Below are 15,245 nucleotides of genomic sequence, written 5' to 3'. Positions count from 1 at the left end.
CTAGGCTTTCGCTTTAATTTTTAGTTTTGAAGATTCAGATAAATTCTCTGGTTTTTTCCAATGTTTGCACCTTCCGCCGGAAATTGTCCTGTGATTTTTCCAACACCTTTGTAGTCTACTCTGTAACCCAAATTTTCAAGTTGAGGAATCACATTCTTTCCAATCATTCCAACCAAATTCGGCATAGAGTCTTTTCTGACATTTAACTTTACATTTGGTGCAGTCATTTTGTTAAGATTAACTTTATGTTCCACCAAAAGGTCTTTTTCAACATTCAAAGGCGTTTTCAGGAAAGTCTTTCCTGCAATTTCTTTGAAAACCGGAGCAGAAACTGTTCCTCCATAAAAACCCTTTGATGTATCTGGCTGATTAATAACTACGATACACGTATATTTCGGATTGTCAGCTGGATAAAAACCCGCAAATGATGCCTGATATTTCATCGGTCCAGCTTTCCAATATTCGAATCTTGCTGTTCCGGTTTTTCCTGCAATTTTAAGATTCGGAGTATAGATACTTTTTGCCGTTCCTTTTTCAACTGCTTTTGTCAAAGCGTGTGTCATCATCGTAATCGCTTTATCAGAAGCCATTTTCTTAACCATAATCTCAGGTTTCGCTTCATAAAGAACTTTACCATCTTTCATTATTTTGTCAATGAAAAGAGGTTTTACCATCTTACCTTTATTAGCGATACCATTATAAAAAGTAACCAGCTGCAACAGCGGAAATCTTGACGAGTAACCATAAGCCAAAGAAGCCAATGTGGCTTTGTTCCAACGCTTGCTCTCCGGCGTTTGAATGGATGGCTTTGCAATTCCCGGCAATTCGATTTGCATCTTATCGAACATTTTCCAACGTTTCAAATGGTCTATGAAAACCTGAGGTTTGTCTGCATAATGTGATATTATCAGCTTTGCGGCACCCACGTTACTGGATTTTGCCAACACATCGCTCACATCATAAGTTCCACCACCGTGTCCATCGGTAATTCTTTGTCCTGCATAGTTCCAGATTCCGTTTCCGATGTTGACTTGTGTGTTCTCATCAATGAAGCCATCATCCATTGCAGCCAGAAGTGACACTGTTTTGAATGTGGAACCTGGTTCCTGAGCGTCTTTTACAGTATAATTGTAAGCGTCAACATAAATTCCCGGTTCTGTTCTTCTAAGGTTGACCATAGCGCGGATCTTCCCGCTTCCTGTTTCCATTACGACCACCGAACCGTGATCTGCATCGAATTTTATCAACTGATTTTCCAATGCCGAATGGGCAATATCCTGAATCCTTAAATCAAGAGTAGTATAAACATCTTGCCCATCAACAGGCTCTTTAACTTTCCAGTAATCGATTGGCTTCCATTGTGTAGAAGTGATTTTTTGCTCCAATCTTTTTCCATCAATTCCAGTTAAGAATTTACTAAAAGCACCTTCCAAACCTGATTTTGATTCGCCGTTATCAGCGCCGATTGTTCCAGCTCCAATTTGAGTGGTTGCCAATTCTCTTCGGAAATTTCTCTCTACAATGAAACCACCTTTATTCTTACCTTTTTTGAAAATCGGAAACTCACGAATTCTATCGTATTGATCGAAGTCCAAACCTTTTGCTAAAAGATAATATTGATTGTTTTTCTTGTTTTGTGCATCCAGTTTTGCTCTGAAATAACTTCTTGGCTTATCGAACATTTTACTGAGAGAATCTGTCAAAGCTCCAATATTATTGGAATAGATTGTATCTCTCATTGATTTGAAATCCAGATAGATATCATAACGCATCACTGTCGTCGCCAAGATAGAACCGTCGGAAGCAAATAGATTTCCACGAGCTGCTTTCAAAGTTGCTTCGCGGTAATTTTTACTGATATAATTATTCTCAAATTCTTCAACATTGGTATTCTGAAGAATCATAATTCTACCCAAAAAGATGACAAACAAAATGAAAGCTCCCAAAACAAAAAGGTAGCCCCACTTCAACGCATTGGAACGTTTTTTTTCGTAATTGTTATTTGGCTGCTTTACCATCTGTGCTGTCTACTTTTATCAATAATTTCATCGGGTGGCTTTCCAAACTCACTAGAGAATCCTGAACCATTTCTTTTCCTAGTTCGGATTCCATTCTTATTTTGATTAGCCTACTTTGTGCGTAAGCATTTCTGGATTTGTATTCTTCCGTTTCTTCTTTAAGCTTGTTAACTTGCTCTATTTTTTTGTTAACCAAGTGATTACTGTAAATCATCACCATCAACAATCCGAAAATGAACAGAAAATATTTGTAATGTGCCTTTACCTCATCACGGTTAAGAAAATTCCCTTTTATGATGTCCATAAAAGTGAGTTTCTTTTTCTGCTTATTATAGGTTGTCTGCTTTGCCATTTCTTGTCAGATGTCAGATGTCGGGTGTCAGAAGTTCATCTAGCTTCCCGCACCCAGCATTACAATTTTATTCCAATTCTCATTTTTGCACTTCTCGCTCTTGAGTTTTCTTCTATTTCTTTATCGTCCGGAATGATTGCTTTTGTCTTTAATAACTCAAAAGCCTTTGCATAATTTCCGTAAATATCACGCTGAGGCTCACCTTCGAACATTCCGTTTTTCAGGAAACGTTTTACCAATCTATCTTCTAAAGAATGGTAAGAAATCACGACCAATCTTCCTTCAACTTTTAAAATCTTGTAAGATTGAACCAACATTTCTTTCAAAACTTCCAGCTCTTGATTAACCTCAATTCGGATTGCCTGAAAAACCTGAGCAAAAAATTTGTTCTGCTTAAATGCAGGAATATAACTGAAGAGATTTTTCAAATCCTCAGTCGTATTGATTTTTTTAGTTTTTCTGTGATGAACGATTTCTCTTGCCAATTTTCGAGATTCTCTCAATTCTCCATATTGATAAAAGATATTCGCGAGGTCTTCTTCTTCATAATCGTTGATGATTTTCTTTGCATCAAGACCTTGCATCACATTCATTCTCATATCAAGAGGCGCATTGCTTCTTGTGGAAAATCCTCTTTCCGCTTCGTCAAACTGATGAGAAGAAACTCCTAAGTCTGCTAAAATTCCATCAACGTGAGAAATCCCATAAGCCAACATCGAATTTTCTATAAACCTAAAATTCTGATTGACCAAAGTAAATCTCGGGTCATCAATCGTATTTTTCAACGCATCCAAATCTTGGTCAAAAGAAAATAACCTTCCTTTTTCGGAAAGCCTGCTTAAAATTTCTCTAGAGTGACCGCCTCCACCAAAAGTACAGTCCACATAAATCCCGTCTGGATTGGTAACCAGAGCATCTACACTTTGTTTTAATAAGACAGGATTATGATACATTGTTTTTATAATTGATGAATGATGATTGATAAATGATTTAATAATCGGTTTCAGAACCTATTAATTACTCTTTCTTAATTATTAATTTGACTCCTCGGAATCAAGGTTTCCCATCACATCTTCTGCAAGATTGGCGAAATCAGATTCGCTAACAGAAATGACTTGTTCGTAAGAATCCTTATCCCAAATCTCGAAAAGCTCACCCGCGCTTGTAATCACAATTTCTTTACTGAGATTAGCATACTGCGTCAAATCTTTGCTGATTTGCAGACGACCAACGTTATCCATCTCCACGGTTTTGACTCCAGCCGTAAACATCCTGATGAAATCTGCATTTTGTTTGATAAATCGGTTGAGACCGTTTATTTTTGCCATCAGTTTTTCCCAAGGTTTCATAGGATAGACCTCAAGACACTTCTGAAACACCGAACGCTTGATTACAAATGGCTCATCTGCAAAGTGTTCCATCTGCTTCGTAAGCGAAGCAGGCAGTTTGATGCGCCCCTTGTCATCTATTTTACACTCATATGTTCCAATGAAATTTTTCATTTGGAGCAAATTTATATAAATTTTTACCACATTTTACCACTTTTGCCCACATTTTTACTTAATGTTCATAACTTTTTTCAACAATCATATATATTGTTAATTATTTGAGTTCAAATGGATTATATGGAAATTATCAAAAACAGGTATTATTATAGGCTTTTCTTTTAATTGCTTACTGGTTGTATCTCTTCTCATTTTCATTTAAATATTTTTCAATACTTTTGTAATATGCTTTAGGGGTATTCTGAAAAGAATTGAGAGAGTCCCTTTGAACCTGATCCGGCTAATATCGGCGTAGGAAAAAGCAATAAGTTTGTATTCTAAACTACCGACTGTTGTTCCGGATTATCCTGAAGCGTTTGTTTTTTTAAATAAATATCAAAATGGAAAATCATCTTTGGCAACACATCCTCCAAGTAAGAACATCCTCACCTCTCGTTCATAACATCACCAATTATGTAGTGATGAACAATACCGCCAATGCACTTTTGGCAATCGGTGCTTCGCCTATTATGGCGCATGCAAAACCCGAAGTAGAGGATATGGTAAGCATTTCCCACTCTCTGGTCATTAATATCGGTACCTTGGATGAATATTGGCATGAATCAATGATGATTGCGGCGAAAAAAGCAAATTCTTTACAAAAACCATGGGTGTTAGACCCTGTTGGAGCGGGTGCAACCCCCTATCGGGATGTTGTTCTAAGCGAAATATTATCTTTAAATCCTACTGTTATTCGTGGTAATGCTTCTGAAATTATCGCACTTGCGAAACTTAACAACACTGTTACGAAAGGAGTAGACAGTACAGCTATGAGCAATGAAGCGATTGATGCAGCAACAACCCTTGTTAAAAATCATAATTCCGTGGTTTGTATCTCGGGGGAAACCGATATAGTTATAGATAAACATCAATGTCTTTTTCTTGATAATGGCGATCCATTAATGACAAAGGTTACAGGTCTTGGATGTACAGCTACGGCTCTTGTCGGTGCTTTCATTGGTGTTATAGAAAACAAATCCGAAGCCGCAGCAGCCGCTTTGAGCTTACTTAGCATATCTGGAGAATTAGCTGCCAAAAATAGTTCCGGACCAGGAAGTTTACAGCTCAATATTATTGATAAGCTTTATAATATTACGGATAAAGAATTTAATTCTCATTTAAAGCTAACAAAATAATGGCTCTCCATCCATCATTTCCATATCAGCTGTATCTTGTGATTTCCGAAAAAGATTGTTTAGGTAAAGACTTTCTTAAAGTTGCAGAACAATCCATTCTTGGCGGTGTTGATATTATCCAATTAAGGGAAAAAGATATTTCTACTAAGGACTTCCTTAAAAAAGCCTTATTCTTAAAAGAGATTACAGACAAACACAACACCCCACTGATTATCAATGACAATCCCAAAGTGGCTGAAAAATCTGCTGCTGCCGGAATTCATGTAGGGAATAATGATATCACTCCTTATGAATTGAGAAAAGATGGCGTTTTTCAAAATAAATTGATAGGATATTCTATCGAGTATCTTGATCAGCTAGAAAACAATAATACCGCATTATCAGACTACTTAGGCATCAGCCCAATATTTTCTACTGATACTAAAAAAGACACCGTAACCGAATGGGGGCTAAACGGACTTTCAACAATACGTTCTCTTACCAAAAAACCATTGGTTGCGATTGGAAATATTAATATAAATAACGCTTCTTCAATTATTAAAGCTGGCGCAGATTCGGTTGCTGTTGTATCTGCAATTTGTGGTTCTGACAATCCGGAAAAAGCAGCTTATAAGCTTAAAAATGAAATACTGAAATGAAAAAATATACTTATAGTTCCGTCTTAACTATTGCCGGTTTTGATGGTAGCGGCGGAGCAGGAATTCAAGCAGATATTAAAACGATTTCCTCATTAGGCTGTTATGCAACTTCCGTATTAACAGCTCTTCCAATACAGAACACACAAGGTGTGCGCAAAATATACCCGATCCCGATGGAAGCTGTTGCAGATCAAATCGAGGCAATCCTTGATGACATCTTTCCCCAAGCTATAAAAATTGGAATGGTTCACACACCACAATTGGTAGAAATAATAGTAAAAACTTTAAGCAAATATAAAAAAGTACCCATCGTTTTTGATCCTGTAATGGTTGCCACAAGCGGACATCTATTGATTGAAGAAGAAACTATCAACACAATTGTCCAAAAACTATTTCCAATTGCAGACATAATTACACCAAATATGGACGAAGCCGCAATATTAGCTGATATGGTTGTTAAAAATTTGGATGACATGCATATTGCAGGGGAGAAAATCTCAAAATTAGGTTGTAAAAACATTCTCCTAAAAGGTGGACATCAGCAAACTTCTACTATCACATCATTGCTTTTTGAAGAAAACGGAAAACAATCTTCTTTTGAAACCAATAAATTTTTAACTAATAATACTCACGGATCTGGCTGTACGCTTTCATCTGCTATTGCTTCGTATATAGCTCGAGGAGAGTCTCTTAACAAAGCCGTTTCTTTGGCTCAAGAATATGTTTATAAAGCAATTGAAAACGGAAAAGATGTTGTTACCGGAAAAGGAAACGGTCCTCTGAATCACTTTTTTAACCCAGATAAATTAATCAAAAATGAATTGGTCTGAAACTGCGTGGAAACAAATAGAAAATAGATACCAATCTATTTTAGAAATGCCTTTTATTCAGGAGTTAGCAAACGGAAGCTTACCCAAAGAAAAATTCCAGTTCTACATGGCGCAGGATTCTTTGTACCTTGAGCACTTCGGGAGAGCTTTGGCATTAATTGCAGCCCGAGCTTATGATGCAAAAGATACATTAATCTTTACCCGATTTGCAGAAAATGCAATAGTTGTAGAAAATAATTTACACGAATCTTATTTTGAGGATTTTGGATTAACGGAAAAAGGAAAAATCCAGCCAGCTTGTCATCATTATATTCATTTTTTAAAAAGTACAGCAGCCTTAGATGCAATAGAAATCGCTATGGCTGCCGTTTTGCCCTGCTTTTGGATTTATAAAAAAGTAGGAGACCATATCTATCACAACTTAAAATCAGAAAACAATACTTACCAGAAATGGATTGATACTTATGGTGGCGAAGAATTCGGCGTTGCTGTACAGCAAGCAATTGATATTTGCGACAAAATTGCCTCCGAAACAACCGAAGCTATTCGAGAAAAAATGACCGAAGCTTTTATCACAGCATCACAAATGGAATATTATTTTTGGGAAGCGGCTTATGATTTGAAAAAATGGAACTGATTAAAACCTAAACAACCTGTCTGTTTGTTGTTTTTACAAAAGATAATATTTTCCAGAATTTCAAAAAAGTCAGAAAACCTGTAGATAAGTTCATCAAATTTCTGTAATTTTAATTATTAATTCAAATAAAATGAATGCTATCAGACAAATCGTTGAGGTCAAAAACCATAAGTTAAACATCGAACTTCCAGAAAACTTCGATGCAGAATATGCTGAGGTTATCATTTTTCCGAAAGAAGAAGAACTTGATTTTGAAATTTCTGAAGATGAGAAAGCATTAATGAGAAAGCGTCTTGCAGAAGCTAAAGAAGCAGATTTTGAAGATTGGGACGCTATTAAAGATAACTTTTTATAATGTTCAAAGTTTCAATTCTAAAAAGTGCGAAATCTGACCTTAGAGATGCTAGTGATTATTATGGAGCAATTTCTAAAGAACTTAAGGCAAGATTTCTTACTAATTTCAATGATACATTAGACCAACTTAAAGAAATTCCCTATTTCCAAATAAGATTTGATGAGTTTCGTCTGAGACAAGTCAAAAACTTCCCCGTTATGATTCATTATATTATTAATGAAGAGGAAAAAGTAGTCAAGGTTTACGGCATTCGTTTTGCCAAATCCAATCCTGACAGTTATCCAAAGATTTAATATCCTTAATAATCCTACAATTTCAAAATTAAAATGATAAAAACAGACGTTCTTGTAATCGGTTCCGGAATCTCGGGCTTATCTTACGCCATCAAAATTGCCGAACAATTACCAGACACTAAAATAACAATCGTCACCAAATCCAACGAAGACGAAAGCAATACCAAATACGCACAAGGCGGATTGGCTGTCGTAACAGATTTCTCTAAAGATAATTTCCAAAAACACATCGACGATACTTTGCGGGCTGGAGATTACATCAATGACCCAGAAATTGTAAAAATGGTGGTGGAAGAAGCTCCTCATCGTTTTAATGAAATCGTGGAATGGGGCGCAAAATTTGATCAAGAAAAAGGGAAATATTCATTAGGAAGAGAAGGTGGACATACAGAAAACAGAATTGTTCATCATAAAGATATCACAGGTTTCGAAATCGAAAGAGCACTTTTGGAAACCGTTAACAATTCTCCGAATATCGAGATTCTTCCTCATCATTATGTCATCGATCTTATTACCCAACACCACGTTCCCGGAAAGGAATTTGACAAAGGAAACATTGACTGTTATGGTGCATATATCCTGGATGAGAAAAATAAGAAAATCAAAAAAATCACTTCGAAAATTACCTTAGTTGCAACTGGCGGCGCTGGTCACGTTTATAAAAACACAACCAACCCGATTATCGCAACTGGAGACGGAATTGCCTTTGTTCACAGAGCACAAGGCAAGGTTTCGAATATGCAGTATTATCAGTTTCACCCAACGGCGATGTATTCTAAAAGAGACGGAATGTTGTTTTTGATTTCCGAAGCCGTTCGTGGGGATGGCGCAAAACTTCGCACCAAAAACGGAAAACCTTTTATGCAAAAATACGATGAACGCGAAGAATTGGCTTCTCGGGACATTGTTGCAAGAGCCATTGATAATGAACTGAAAATCAGCGGAGACGATTATGTAGGCTTGGACTGCCGGGAAATGGACAGAGAAAAATTCCTGCATCACTTTCCGAATATCTATCAAAAATGTATGGATGAAGGCATCGACCCGATGAAAGAATTGATTCCCGTGGTTCCAGCTTGTCATTATCTGATGGGCGGAATTGAAACGGACAAAAATGGTCAATCTTCCATCAAAAATCTTTTTGCAGTTGGAGAATGCACCAATTCTGGACTTCACGGTGCCAACCGCTTAGCTTCGAATTCTTTATTGGAAGGTTTGGTTTTTGGTCATAATGCAGCGATGAAAACAGTGGAACTTCTTAAAGAAAATGATTTTAATTTTGATGATTTGAAAGCTGTTCCGGAATGGAATGAAGAAGGAATGAAAATGATGGATGAAATGGTTCTGGTAACTTATCTCAGAAAACAACTTCAGGAAATGATGAGCGATTTGGTCGCCATCGTGAGAAGTAATGCGAGATTAGAATTGGCGAAGAAAAAACAACGTGAGATCTATGAAGCTGTGACAGAACTTTATAATTATTCCATACTTTCGCCACAGCTTTCTGAACTGAGAAATCTTGTGAATGTTTCTTATCTGATTATTAAACATTCTCTGGAAATGAAAGAGAACAAAGGCGCATTTTATAATAAAGATTTGGCGACGAAACCATTATTGATAAAAGAAATTAAAAAGCAATGAAAAGACCAGCATACGCAACAGATAAAGTTTTAAAAGAATTCATAAAAACAGCTTTGGAAGAAGACATCCAAAATGGAGATCATTCTACATTATCAACCATTCCAAAAGATCTGGAGCAGAAAGCACAGCTTTTGGTCAAAGAAAACTGCATTTTAGCTGGTGTTGAATTGGCAGAAATTATTTTCAAATATTTTGATAAAAATCTCAATGTTGAAGTTTTTATTAAAGATGGGCAGCCTGCTAAAAAAGGGGATGTTGCTTTTATAGTTTCCGGAAAAGCGAGGTCGATTCTTTCTACTGAACGCTTGGTTCTGAACTGTATGCAAAGAATGAGTGGCATTGCAACTATGACTCACGATTGGGATTCCAGATTAGTCGGAACCAAAACAAAACTTCTTGACACCAGAAAAACTACACCAAACTTCCGCGTCTGTGAAAAATGGGCAGTTGCCATTGGTGGCGGAACCAATCACAGATATGGCCTTTATGATATGATAATGCTGAAAGACAATCATATCGATTATAACGGAAGTATTACCAATGCCGTGAAAATGGCAAAAGATTATGTCAAGAAAAACAAGCTGAAACTTAAAATTGAGGTTGAAACACGCAACCTTGAAGAAGTTGAAGAAGCTGTAAAATCTGGTGCTGACAGAATTATGTTTGATAATATGGATGTGGAAATGATGGCTAAAGCAGTAAATCTAGTTAATGGAAAAGCTGAGACAGAAGCAAGCGGTGGAATTACGCGCGAGGTGCTAAATTCGGTGGCAAAAACTGGCGTTAAATTTATCTCAGCGGGTGCAATAACTCACTCTTCGAGCAATATCGACCTGAGTCTCAAGGCTTTAAAAATTTAACACTTTCTTAACAGGAGTTATCATTTTTTTTAAGACTTTTGCGACATAAATCTTAAGGAAAATGAAAAAGACTCTAATCGTTGCAATTTTACTTGCCGGTTTTTTCACTGCAACTGCACAGGTAACAACAAGTAGTGTGCAAGGTGTATATGCAAACGCAGCCGGTGGAACGGTAAAAGCAACCCACGTCCCAACAGGAACTGTCTATACAGGAACAGTTAATTCTTCTGGAAGTTTTACGATTTCGAACATGCGTGTTGGTGGTCCGTATACAATAGAAATTTCTAAAAGTAACGAGAAGCCACTTATTTATGAAGATGTTTATTTGGAATTAGGTCAACCTTTTGTGTTGAATGCTAATGCTAAAGACGGTGTAAAAACTACTGATATTGGTGAAGTTGTCATAACTGGAAACAGAAAGACTAACACTAATAAAAATGGTGCAGCAACCAACGTTGGACAAAAACAAATCCAAGAGCTACCTCAAACGTCACGAAGCATTACAGAATTTACAAGATTGACGCCTCAGGCTAATGGAAATTCATTTGCTGGTAGAGATGCAAGATACAACAATTTGCAAATTGATGGTGCTAACTTTAATAATGGATTTGGTTTAAGTTCAAACCCTATTCCTGGAGGTGGAGCTGTACAGCCTATTTCTTTGGATGCTATCCAAGAGATTTCTGTAAACATTGCTCCTTTTGATATTACACAATCTGGTTTCACGGGAGCTGGTATCAATGCTGTAACAAAATCGGGTACAAATAAATTTCACGGATCTCTTTATGGTTATTATACTGGAAAAGAGCTAACTGGCTGGAAAATCAACGGTGACAAATTAGACCAAGTATCTGGTGTGAAAATGACTAACGGTCTTACTGTAGGTGGGCCAATAGTTAAGGATAAATTATTCTTTTTCTTAAGTGCGGAAAGAGAAATTGCTACCGGAGCTAATGCTTCTGGAGCTAATCTTTGGAAAGCTTCTCAGAATGGAGTAGCAGACGCGGCAAATAACATTACAAGAGTTAAAGAATCTGATCTAATTGCAGTTAGAAATCACTTGATTAATGTTTGGGGCTATGATCCAGGAAGATACCAAGGCTATGCTAATGAAGCAGAACAAAGTGGAGATAAAATCTTAGCAAGACTAGATTGGAACATTAGTGATAAACACAAGTTTGCTGTTCGTTATAATTATATGAAAGCGAATTCTATGCAAATCGCTAACGGAAACTCTGGTCCTCAGCCAAGATCTTCTTTCAATCGTGTTTCTGCAAACTCTATGACGTTTGAGAATGGTAATTATGGATTTGAAAATATTGTACAGTCTATTACTGCCGAGTTGAACTCAACTTTCAATAGCAAGTTATCTAATAAGTTGTTATTCACTTATTCTCAAATTCAAGATACAAGATCTACACCTTCTAATCAGTTATTCCCATTTGTAGATATCTGGGATGGTTCTGCAACAGGAGGAAACTACATGAGCTTTGGAACAGAATTGTTCTCTTATAAGAATGATGTTATAAACAATAACTATTCATTCATCAATAACCTTACATATACATCAGGAAAACATACTTTTACAGGAGGTGTTGCTTTCGAATTGCAAAAATTCGGAAATTCCTACACTCGTATGGGAACTGGATATTATAGGTATAAATCTGTTGAGGATTTCTTAACAACAGGTACAGCTAACGAAGTGGCGCCAATTATGTATGGTCTGACTTATCCATATGCTGGCCAAGATACATATGCAAGAGTTAATTTTGGTTTAGCTTCAGCTTATATTCAAGATAAATTTACAGTTAATGAAAAATTCAACTTCACATTAGGTTTAAGAGCTGAGTTACCACTTTATCTTAATGACCTAACTCCAAATCCATCTATTGATGCATTAACATTATTAGATGTAAATGGAAATCCTAAAAATTATTCTTCTGGAGAATGGCCTAATTCTAAAGTAATGTTATCGCCAAGATTTGGCTTTAACTATGATGTTGCTGGAGACAGAAGTTTAATTATCCGCGGGGGAAGTGGTATTTTCACAGGACGTGTACCATTTGTATGGTTAACTAACATGCCAACAGGTGCAGGAGTACTACAAAATACAATTGAGCCTAATGGTTACGCAGCTGTCGCTCCATGGATTGGACAAATTCGTTTCCAAACAGATCCATACTATTATGTAAATAATCCTATTTATTACACCGCTAATGGAGCTCAGGTAACACCATTTATTTCTAGTCCAAAAGTTGGTGCTCCATCTTCTTTTTCTTTAGTAGATCAGAACTTTAAAATGCCTTCTGTTTGGAGATCAAGTTTAGGTATCGATTATAAAATCCCGAATACTAAAGTAACATTCACTTCAGATATTCTTTACACAAGAGATGTTAATGCAATCTTCCAGTTTGGCGCAAACAGAAAAGCATCAACTGAAAGAATGACATACGCAGATAGAGCATATTATCCAACTGCTGCTTCTTATCAATACAACACAGCACTTGGAGCAAACAATGCTTATGTCTTAACAAACACAGATAAAAAAGGATATTCTTTTTCTGCAACAGGTGGATTTAACATAGCTCCTTGGAATGGTCTTTCTGGATCTGTATTCTATACTTACTCAAAAGCAAAAGAAGTATCTGCGAATGCAGGATCAAGTGCATCATCTGCTTGGGGTGGTTCTCCAACAATCGATTCGCCTAATGAAGAAGTATTACAACTATCCAACTATGCGATCCCACATAGAGTGGTTGCAAACATTACTTATAATATAAAGAATACAACGATTGGTATTTACTATTCCGGTTCTAGCCAGGGTAGGTTCTCTTATTATTATTCTAATGACGTGAATGGTGACGGTATTGCAAATGATTTGATGTATATCCCTACAGCTGCACAAGGTGTAAAATTTGTTGATATTGTTTCAAACGGACAAGTTCAATATACTGCAGCTCAGCAGCAGCAAGCTTTTGATCAGTTTATCTCTGACAATGGTCTTGAAAAATACAGAGGACAGATTCTTCCAAGAAACGGTTTCTTACTTCCTTGGACAAACAGGGTTGATGTTCGTTTAAGCCAGACTATTTTCAACAATATGGCTACGAAAGGAGACAAAGTTCAGATTACTTTGGATATTGTTAACATCGGTAATTTAATTAATTCTGATTGGGGAATCAAGGATTATATGGTTAGCTCATATGGTGCTGCCGTATTAGCAAAATCAGGAACTGCAGCTACTCCAGACCCAAGCTTCACGATGTTACGTGATAATAATGAACTTCTAAAAAAACCAACAAGACCAGCAAGCACAACTGCTACTACTTGGAATATGATGTTAGGATTTAAATATTCTTTCTAATCATAGAATTACATTTTAATTAACAACTCAAATCCCGGCAATCTGTCGGGATTTTTCTATATTTGCTAATCAAAAAAAATCAGACTATGGAATTTTATAACATTCTACTTCACGCTCACAAAGGTTTTGCTTATCTTGAGCTATTACTTGTAGCCGCATTTCTTATCCTTTTATTGGTTACAATGTTTGGTTACAGCGGTAACATTTCCAAAGCATTCAGAAAAGTAACTTTGTTTACAATGATCTTTTTTCACGTTCAGTTTTTGATTGGAATCGTAATGTTGATAACCAATTTCACAAAGGGGCTGGATATGAGTATGGTGATGAAAAATGCTGATTTAAGATTCACTTATGTAGAACATCCATTCTCTATGTTAATCGCAGCTGTGTTAATGACAATCATCAATAAAAAATTCAAAACAATCGAAAAACTGACTATTCCTATTATGTCATTAGGATTGGTTGCAATTGCACTTTTTGTATTTGCATTCCCTTGGGCTAGAGTTTTTGGATAAATATTATTAACAATTTTAATTAATTTAAAACAATGAAAGTAGCTGTAGTAGGCGCAACCGGAATGGTTGGACAAGTTATGCTGAAAGTTTTGGAAGAGAGAAATCTTCCAATCACCGAATTAATTCCTGTAGCATCAGAGAGATCTGTTGGTAAGAAGATTAAGTTTAAGAACAAGGAATTCACTATCGTTAGCATGGACGACGCTATTGCAGTCAAACCCGAGATCGCTATTTTTTCAGCTGGCGGTGGAACTTCTTTGGAAGTTGCTCCAAAATTTGCCGAAGTTGGAACAGTAGTGATCGATAACTCATCGGCTTGGAGAATGGATCCGACTAAAAAATTGGTTGTTCCTGAAATCAATGCTAATGTTCTGACAAAAGAAGATAAAATCATTGCTAACCCAAATTGTTCTACAATCCAATTGGTAATGGTTCTTCACCCTTTGAATCAAAAATACGACATCAAAAGAGTTGTAGTTTCTACTTATCAGTCTGTAACCGGAACTGGTAAAGCTGCTGTTGATCAATTGAATTCTGAAATAGAATATTCGGTGAACGGAGAGAGCCAAATCAAAGGAGAAAGTCCTGAGAAAGTTTACCCTTACCAAATCTTCAAAAATGCATTGCCGCATTGTGATGTTTTCGCTGATGACGATTACACCAAAGAGGAAATTAAATTGATGAAAGAGCCTAAGAAAATCCTAGGCGACGATACTTTCAATTTGACTGCAACTGCTGTTAGAGTTCCTGTACAAGGCGGACATTCTGAAAGTGTTAATATCGAATTCGAAAATGAATTTGATCTTGATGAAGTAAGAAGAATACTTTCTGAAACGCCTGGTGTAACACTTCAAGACGATGTGAGAAATAATGAGTATCCAATGCCATTATATTCTGAAGGAAAAGATGACGTTTTCGTTGGAAGAATCCGTCGAGATCTTTCTCAACCTAAAACGCTCAACCTCTGGATTGTAGCAGACAATCTCCGAAAGGGCGCTGCTACAAACGCAGTTCAGATTGCAGAATACCTAGTAGCAAACAACTTAGTTTAAACTAACAAAA

15 protein-coding genes and 1 riboswitch are annotated in these 15,245 nt (G+C 36.5%); of the genes, 11 read left to right on the top strand and 4 right to left on the bottom strand.

All coding sequences use genetic code 11. The features are described from left to right. Positions 1-20: 20 nt before the first annotated feature. From EGH73_RS12670 to mraZ, 4 genes are all read right to left on the bottom strand, one after another. On the bottom strand, positions 21-2,018 hold the full coding sequence (locus tag EGH73_RS12670) for a penicillin-binding transpeptidase domain-containing protein (RefSeq protein WP_123282148.1): 1,998 nt from the start codon (positions 2,016-2,018) through the stop codon (positions 21-23). After that, complete coding sequence (locus EGH73_RS12665; protein WP_123282147.1) at positions 1,999-2,370, bottom strand: FtsL-like putative cell division protein; 372 nt, start codon at positions 2,368-2,370, stop codon at positions 1,999-2,001. Before EGH73_RS12665 ends, EGH73_RS12670 begins: the two co-directional genes overlap by 20 nt. Before the next feature lie 59 nt (positions 2,371-2,429). Continuing rightward, a complete protein-coding gene (gene rsmH, locus EGH73_RS12660) occupies positions 2,430-3,323 on the bottom strand; it encodes a 16S rRNA (cytosine(1402)-N(4))-methyltransferase RsmH (RefSeq protein WP_123282146.1) in 894 nt (297 codons plus the stop codon). Positions 3,324-3,404: 81 nt separating this feature from the next. Beyond that, complete coding sequence (mraZ, locus tag EGH73_RS12655; protein ID WP_089768035.1) at positions 3,405-3,872, bottom strand: division/cell wall cluster transcriptional repressor MraZ; 468 nt, start codon at positions 3,870-3,872, stop codon at positions 3,405-3,407. A 225-nt stretch (positions 3,873-4,097) separates the two neighbouring features. Further along, positions 4,098-4,190: riboswitch (TPP riboswitch) on the top strand. Positions 4,191-4,255: 65 nt separating this feature from the next. Between mraZ and thiM the strand changes: the two genes are divergently transcribed. The 11 genes from thiM to EGH73_RS12600 all read left to right on the top strand — a co-directional run bounded on the left by thiM (position 4,256) and on the right by EGH73_RS12600 (position 15,235). After that, a complete protein-coding gene (gene thiM / locus EGH73_RS12650; protein ID WP_177165157.1) occupies positions 4,256-5,050 on the top strand; it encodes a hydroxyethylthiazole kinase in 795 nt (264 codons plus the stop codon). Beyond that, positions 5,050-5,688, top strand: a complete 639-nt coding sequence (gene thiE, locus EGH73_RS12645) for a thiamine phosphate synthase (RefSeq protein WP_089768031.1) — start codon at positions 5,050-5,052, stop codon at positions 5,686-5,688. The genes thiM and thiE overlap by 1 nt, the downstream gene beginning before the upstream one ends. Next, on the top strand, positions 5,685-6,518 hold the full coding sequence (gene thiD, locus EGH73_RS12640; protein WP_089768030.1) for a bifunctional hydroxymethylpyrimidine kinase/phosphomethylpyrimidine kinase: 834 nt from the start codon (positions 5,685-5,687) through the stop codon (positions 6,516-6,518). Before thiE ends, thiD begins: the two co-directional genes overlap by 4 nt. Beyond that, positions 6,505-7,155 (top strand): thiaminase II, encoded by a 651-nt coding sequence (tenA, locus tag EGH73_RS12635; RefSeq protein WP_123282145.1) that lies wholly within the window; start codon positions 6,505-6,507, stop codon positions 7,153-7,155. The genes thiD and tenA overlap by 14 nt, the downstream gene beginning before the upstream one ends. Positions 7,156-7,285: 130 nt before the next feature. Further along, positions 7,286-7,510, top strand: a complete 225-nt coding sequence (locus tag EGH73_RS12630) for a hypothetical protein (RefSeq protein ID WP_089768027.1) — start codon at positions 7,286-7,288, stop codon at positions 7,508-7,510. Continuing rightward, positions 7,510-7,803, top strand: a complete 294-nt coding sequence (locus EGH73_RS12625; protein ID WP_123282144.1) for a type II toxin-antitoxin system RelE/ParE family toxin — start codon at positions 7,510-7,512, stop codon at positions 7,801-7,803. The genes EGH73_RS12630 and EGH73_RS12625 overlap by 1 nt, the downstream gene beginning before the upstream one ends. Before the next feature lie 33 nt (positions 7,804-7,836). After that, complete coding sequence (gene nadB, locus EGH73_RS12620; protein WP_089768023.1) at positions 7,837-9,444, top strand: L-aspartate oxidase; 1,608 nt, start codon at positions 7,837-7,839, stop codon at positions 9,442-9,444. Beyond that, positions 9,441-10,304, top strand: coding sequence for a carboxylating nicotinate-nucleotide diphosphorylase (nadC, locus tag EGH73_RS12615; RefSeq protein ID WP_123282143.1), 864 nt, complete (start codon positions 9,441-9,443; stop codon positions 10,302-10,304). Before nadB ends, nadC begins: the two co-directional genes overlap by 4 nt. A 61-nt stretch (positions 10,305-10,365) precedes the next feature. Continuing rightward, on the top strand, positions 10,366-13,668 hold the full coding sequence (locus EGH73_RS12610; protein ID WP_123282142.1) for a TonB-dependent receptor: 3,303 nt from the start codon (positions 10,366-10,368) through the stop codon (positions 13,666-13,668). Positions 13,669-13,754: 86 nt separating this feature from the next. Further along, complete coding sequence (locus EGH73_RS12605; protein ID WP_123282141.1) at positions 13,755-14,183, top strand: hypothetical protein; 429 nt, start codon at positions 13,755-13,757, stop codon at positions 14,181-14,183. Between the two features lie 32 nt (positions 14,184-14,215). After that, positions 14,216-15,235, top strand: coding sequence for an aspartate-semialdehyde dehydrogenase (locus tag EGH73_RS12600; protein WP_123282140.1), 1,020 nt, complete (start codon positions 14,216-14,218; stop codon positions 15,233-15,235). The last annotated feature ends 10 nt before the right edge of the window (positions 15,236-15,245 follow it).

The sequence above is a fragment of the Epilithonimonas hominis genome (assembly GCF_003730015.1).
Taxonomy (GTDB): domain Bacteria; phylum Bacteroidota; class Bacteroidia; order Flavobacteriales; family Weeksellaceae; genus Epilithonimonas; species Epilithonimonas hominis.
This window is presented reverse-complemented; position numbering and strand designations above follow the sequence as displayed.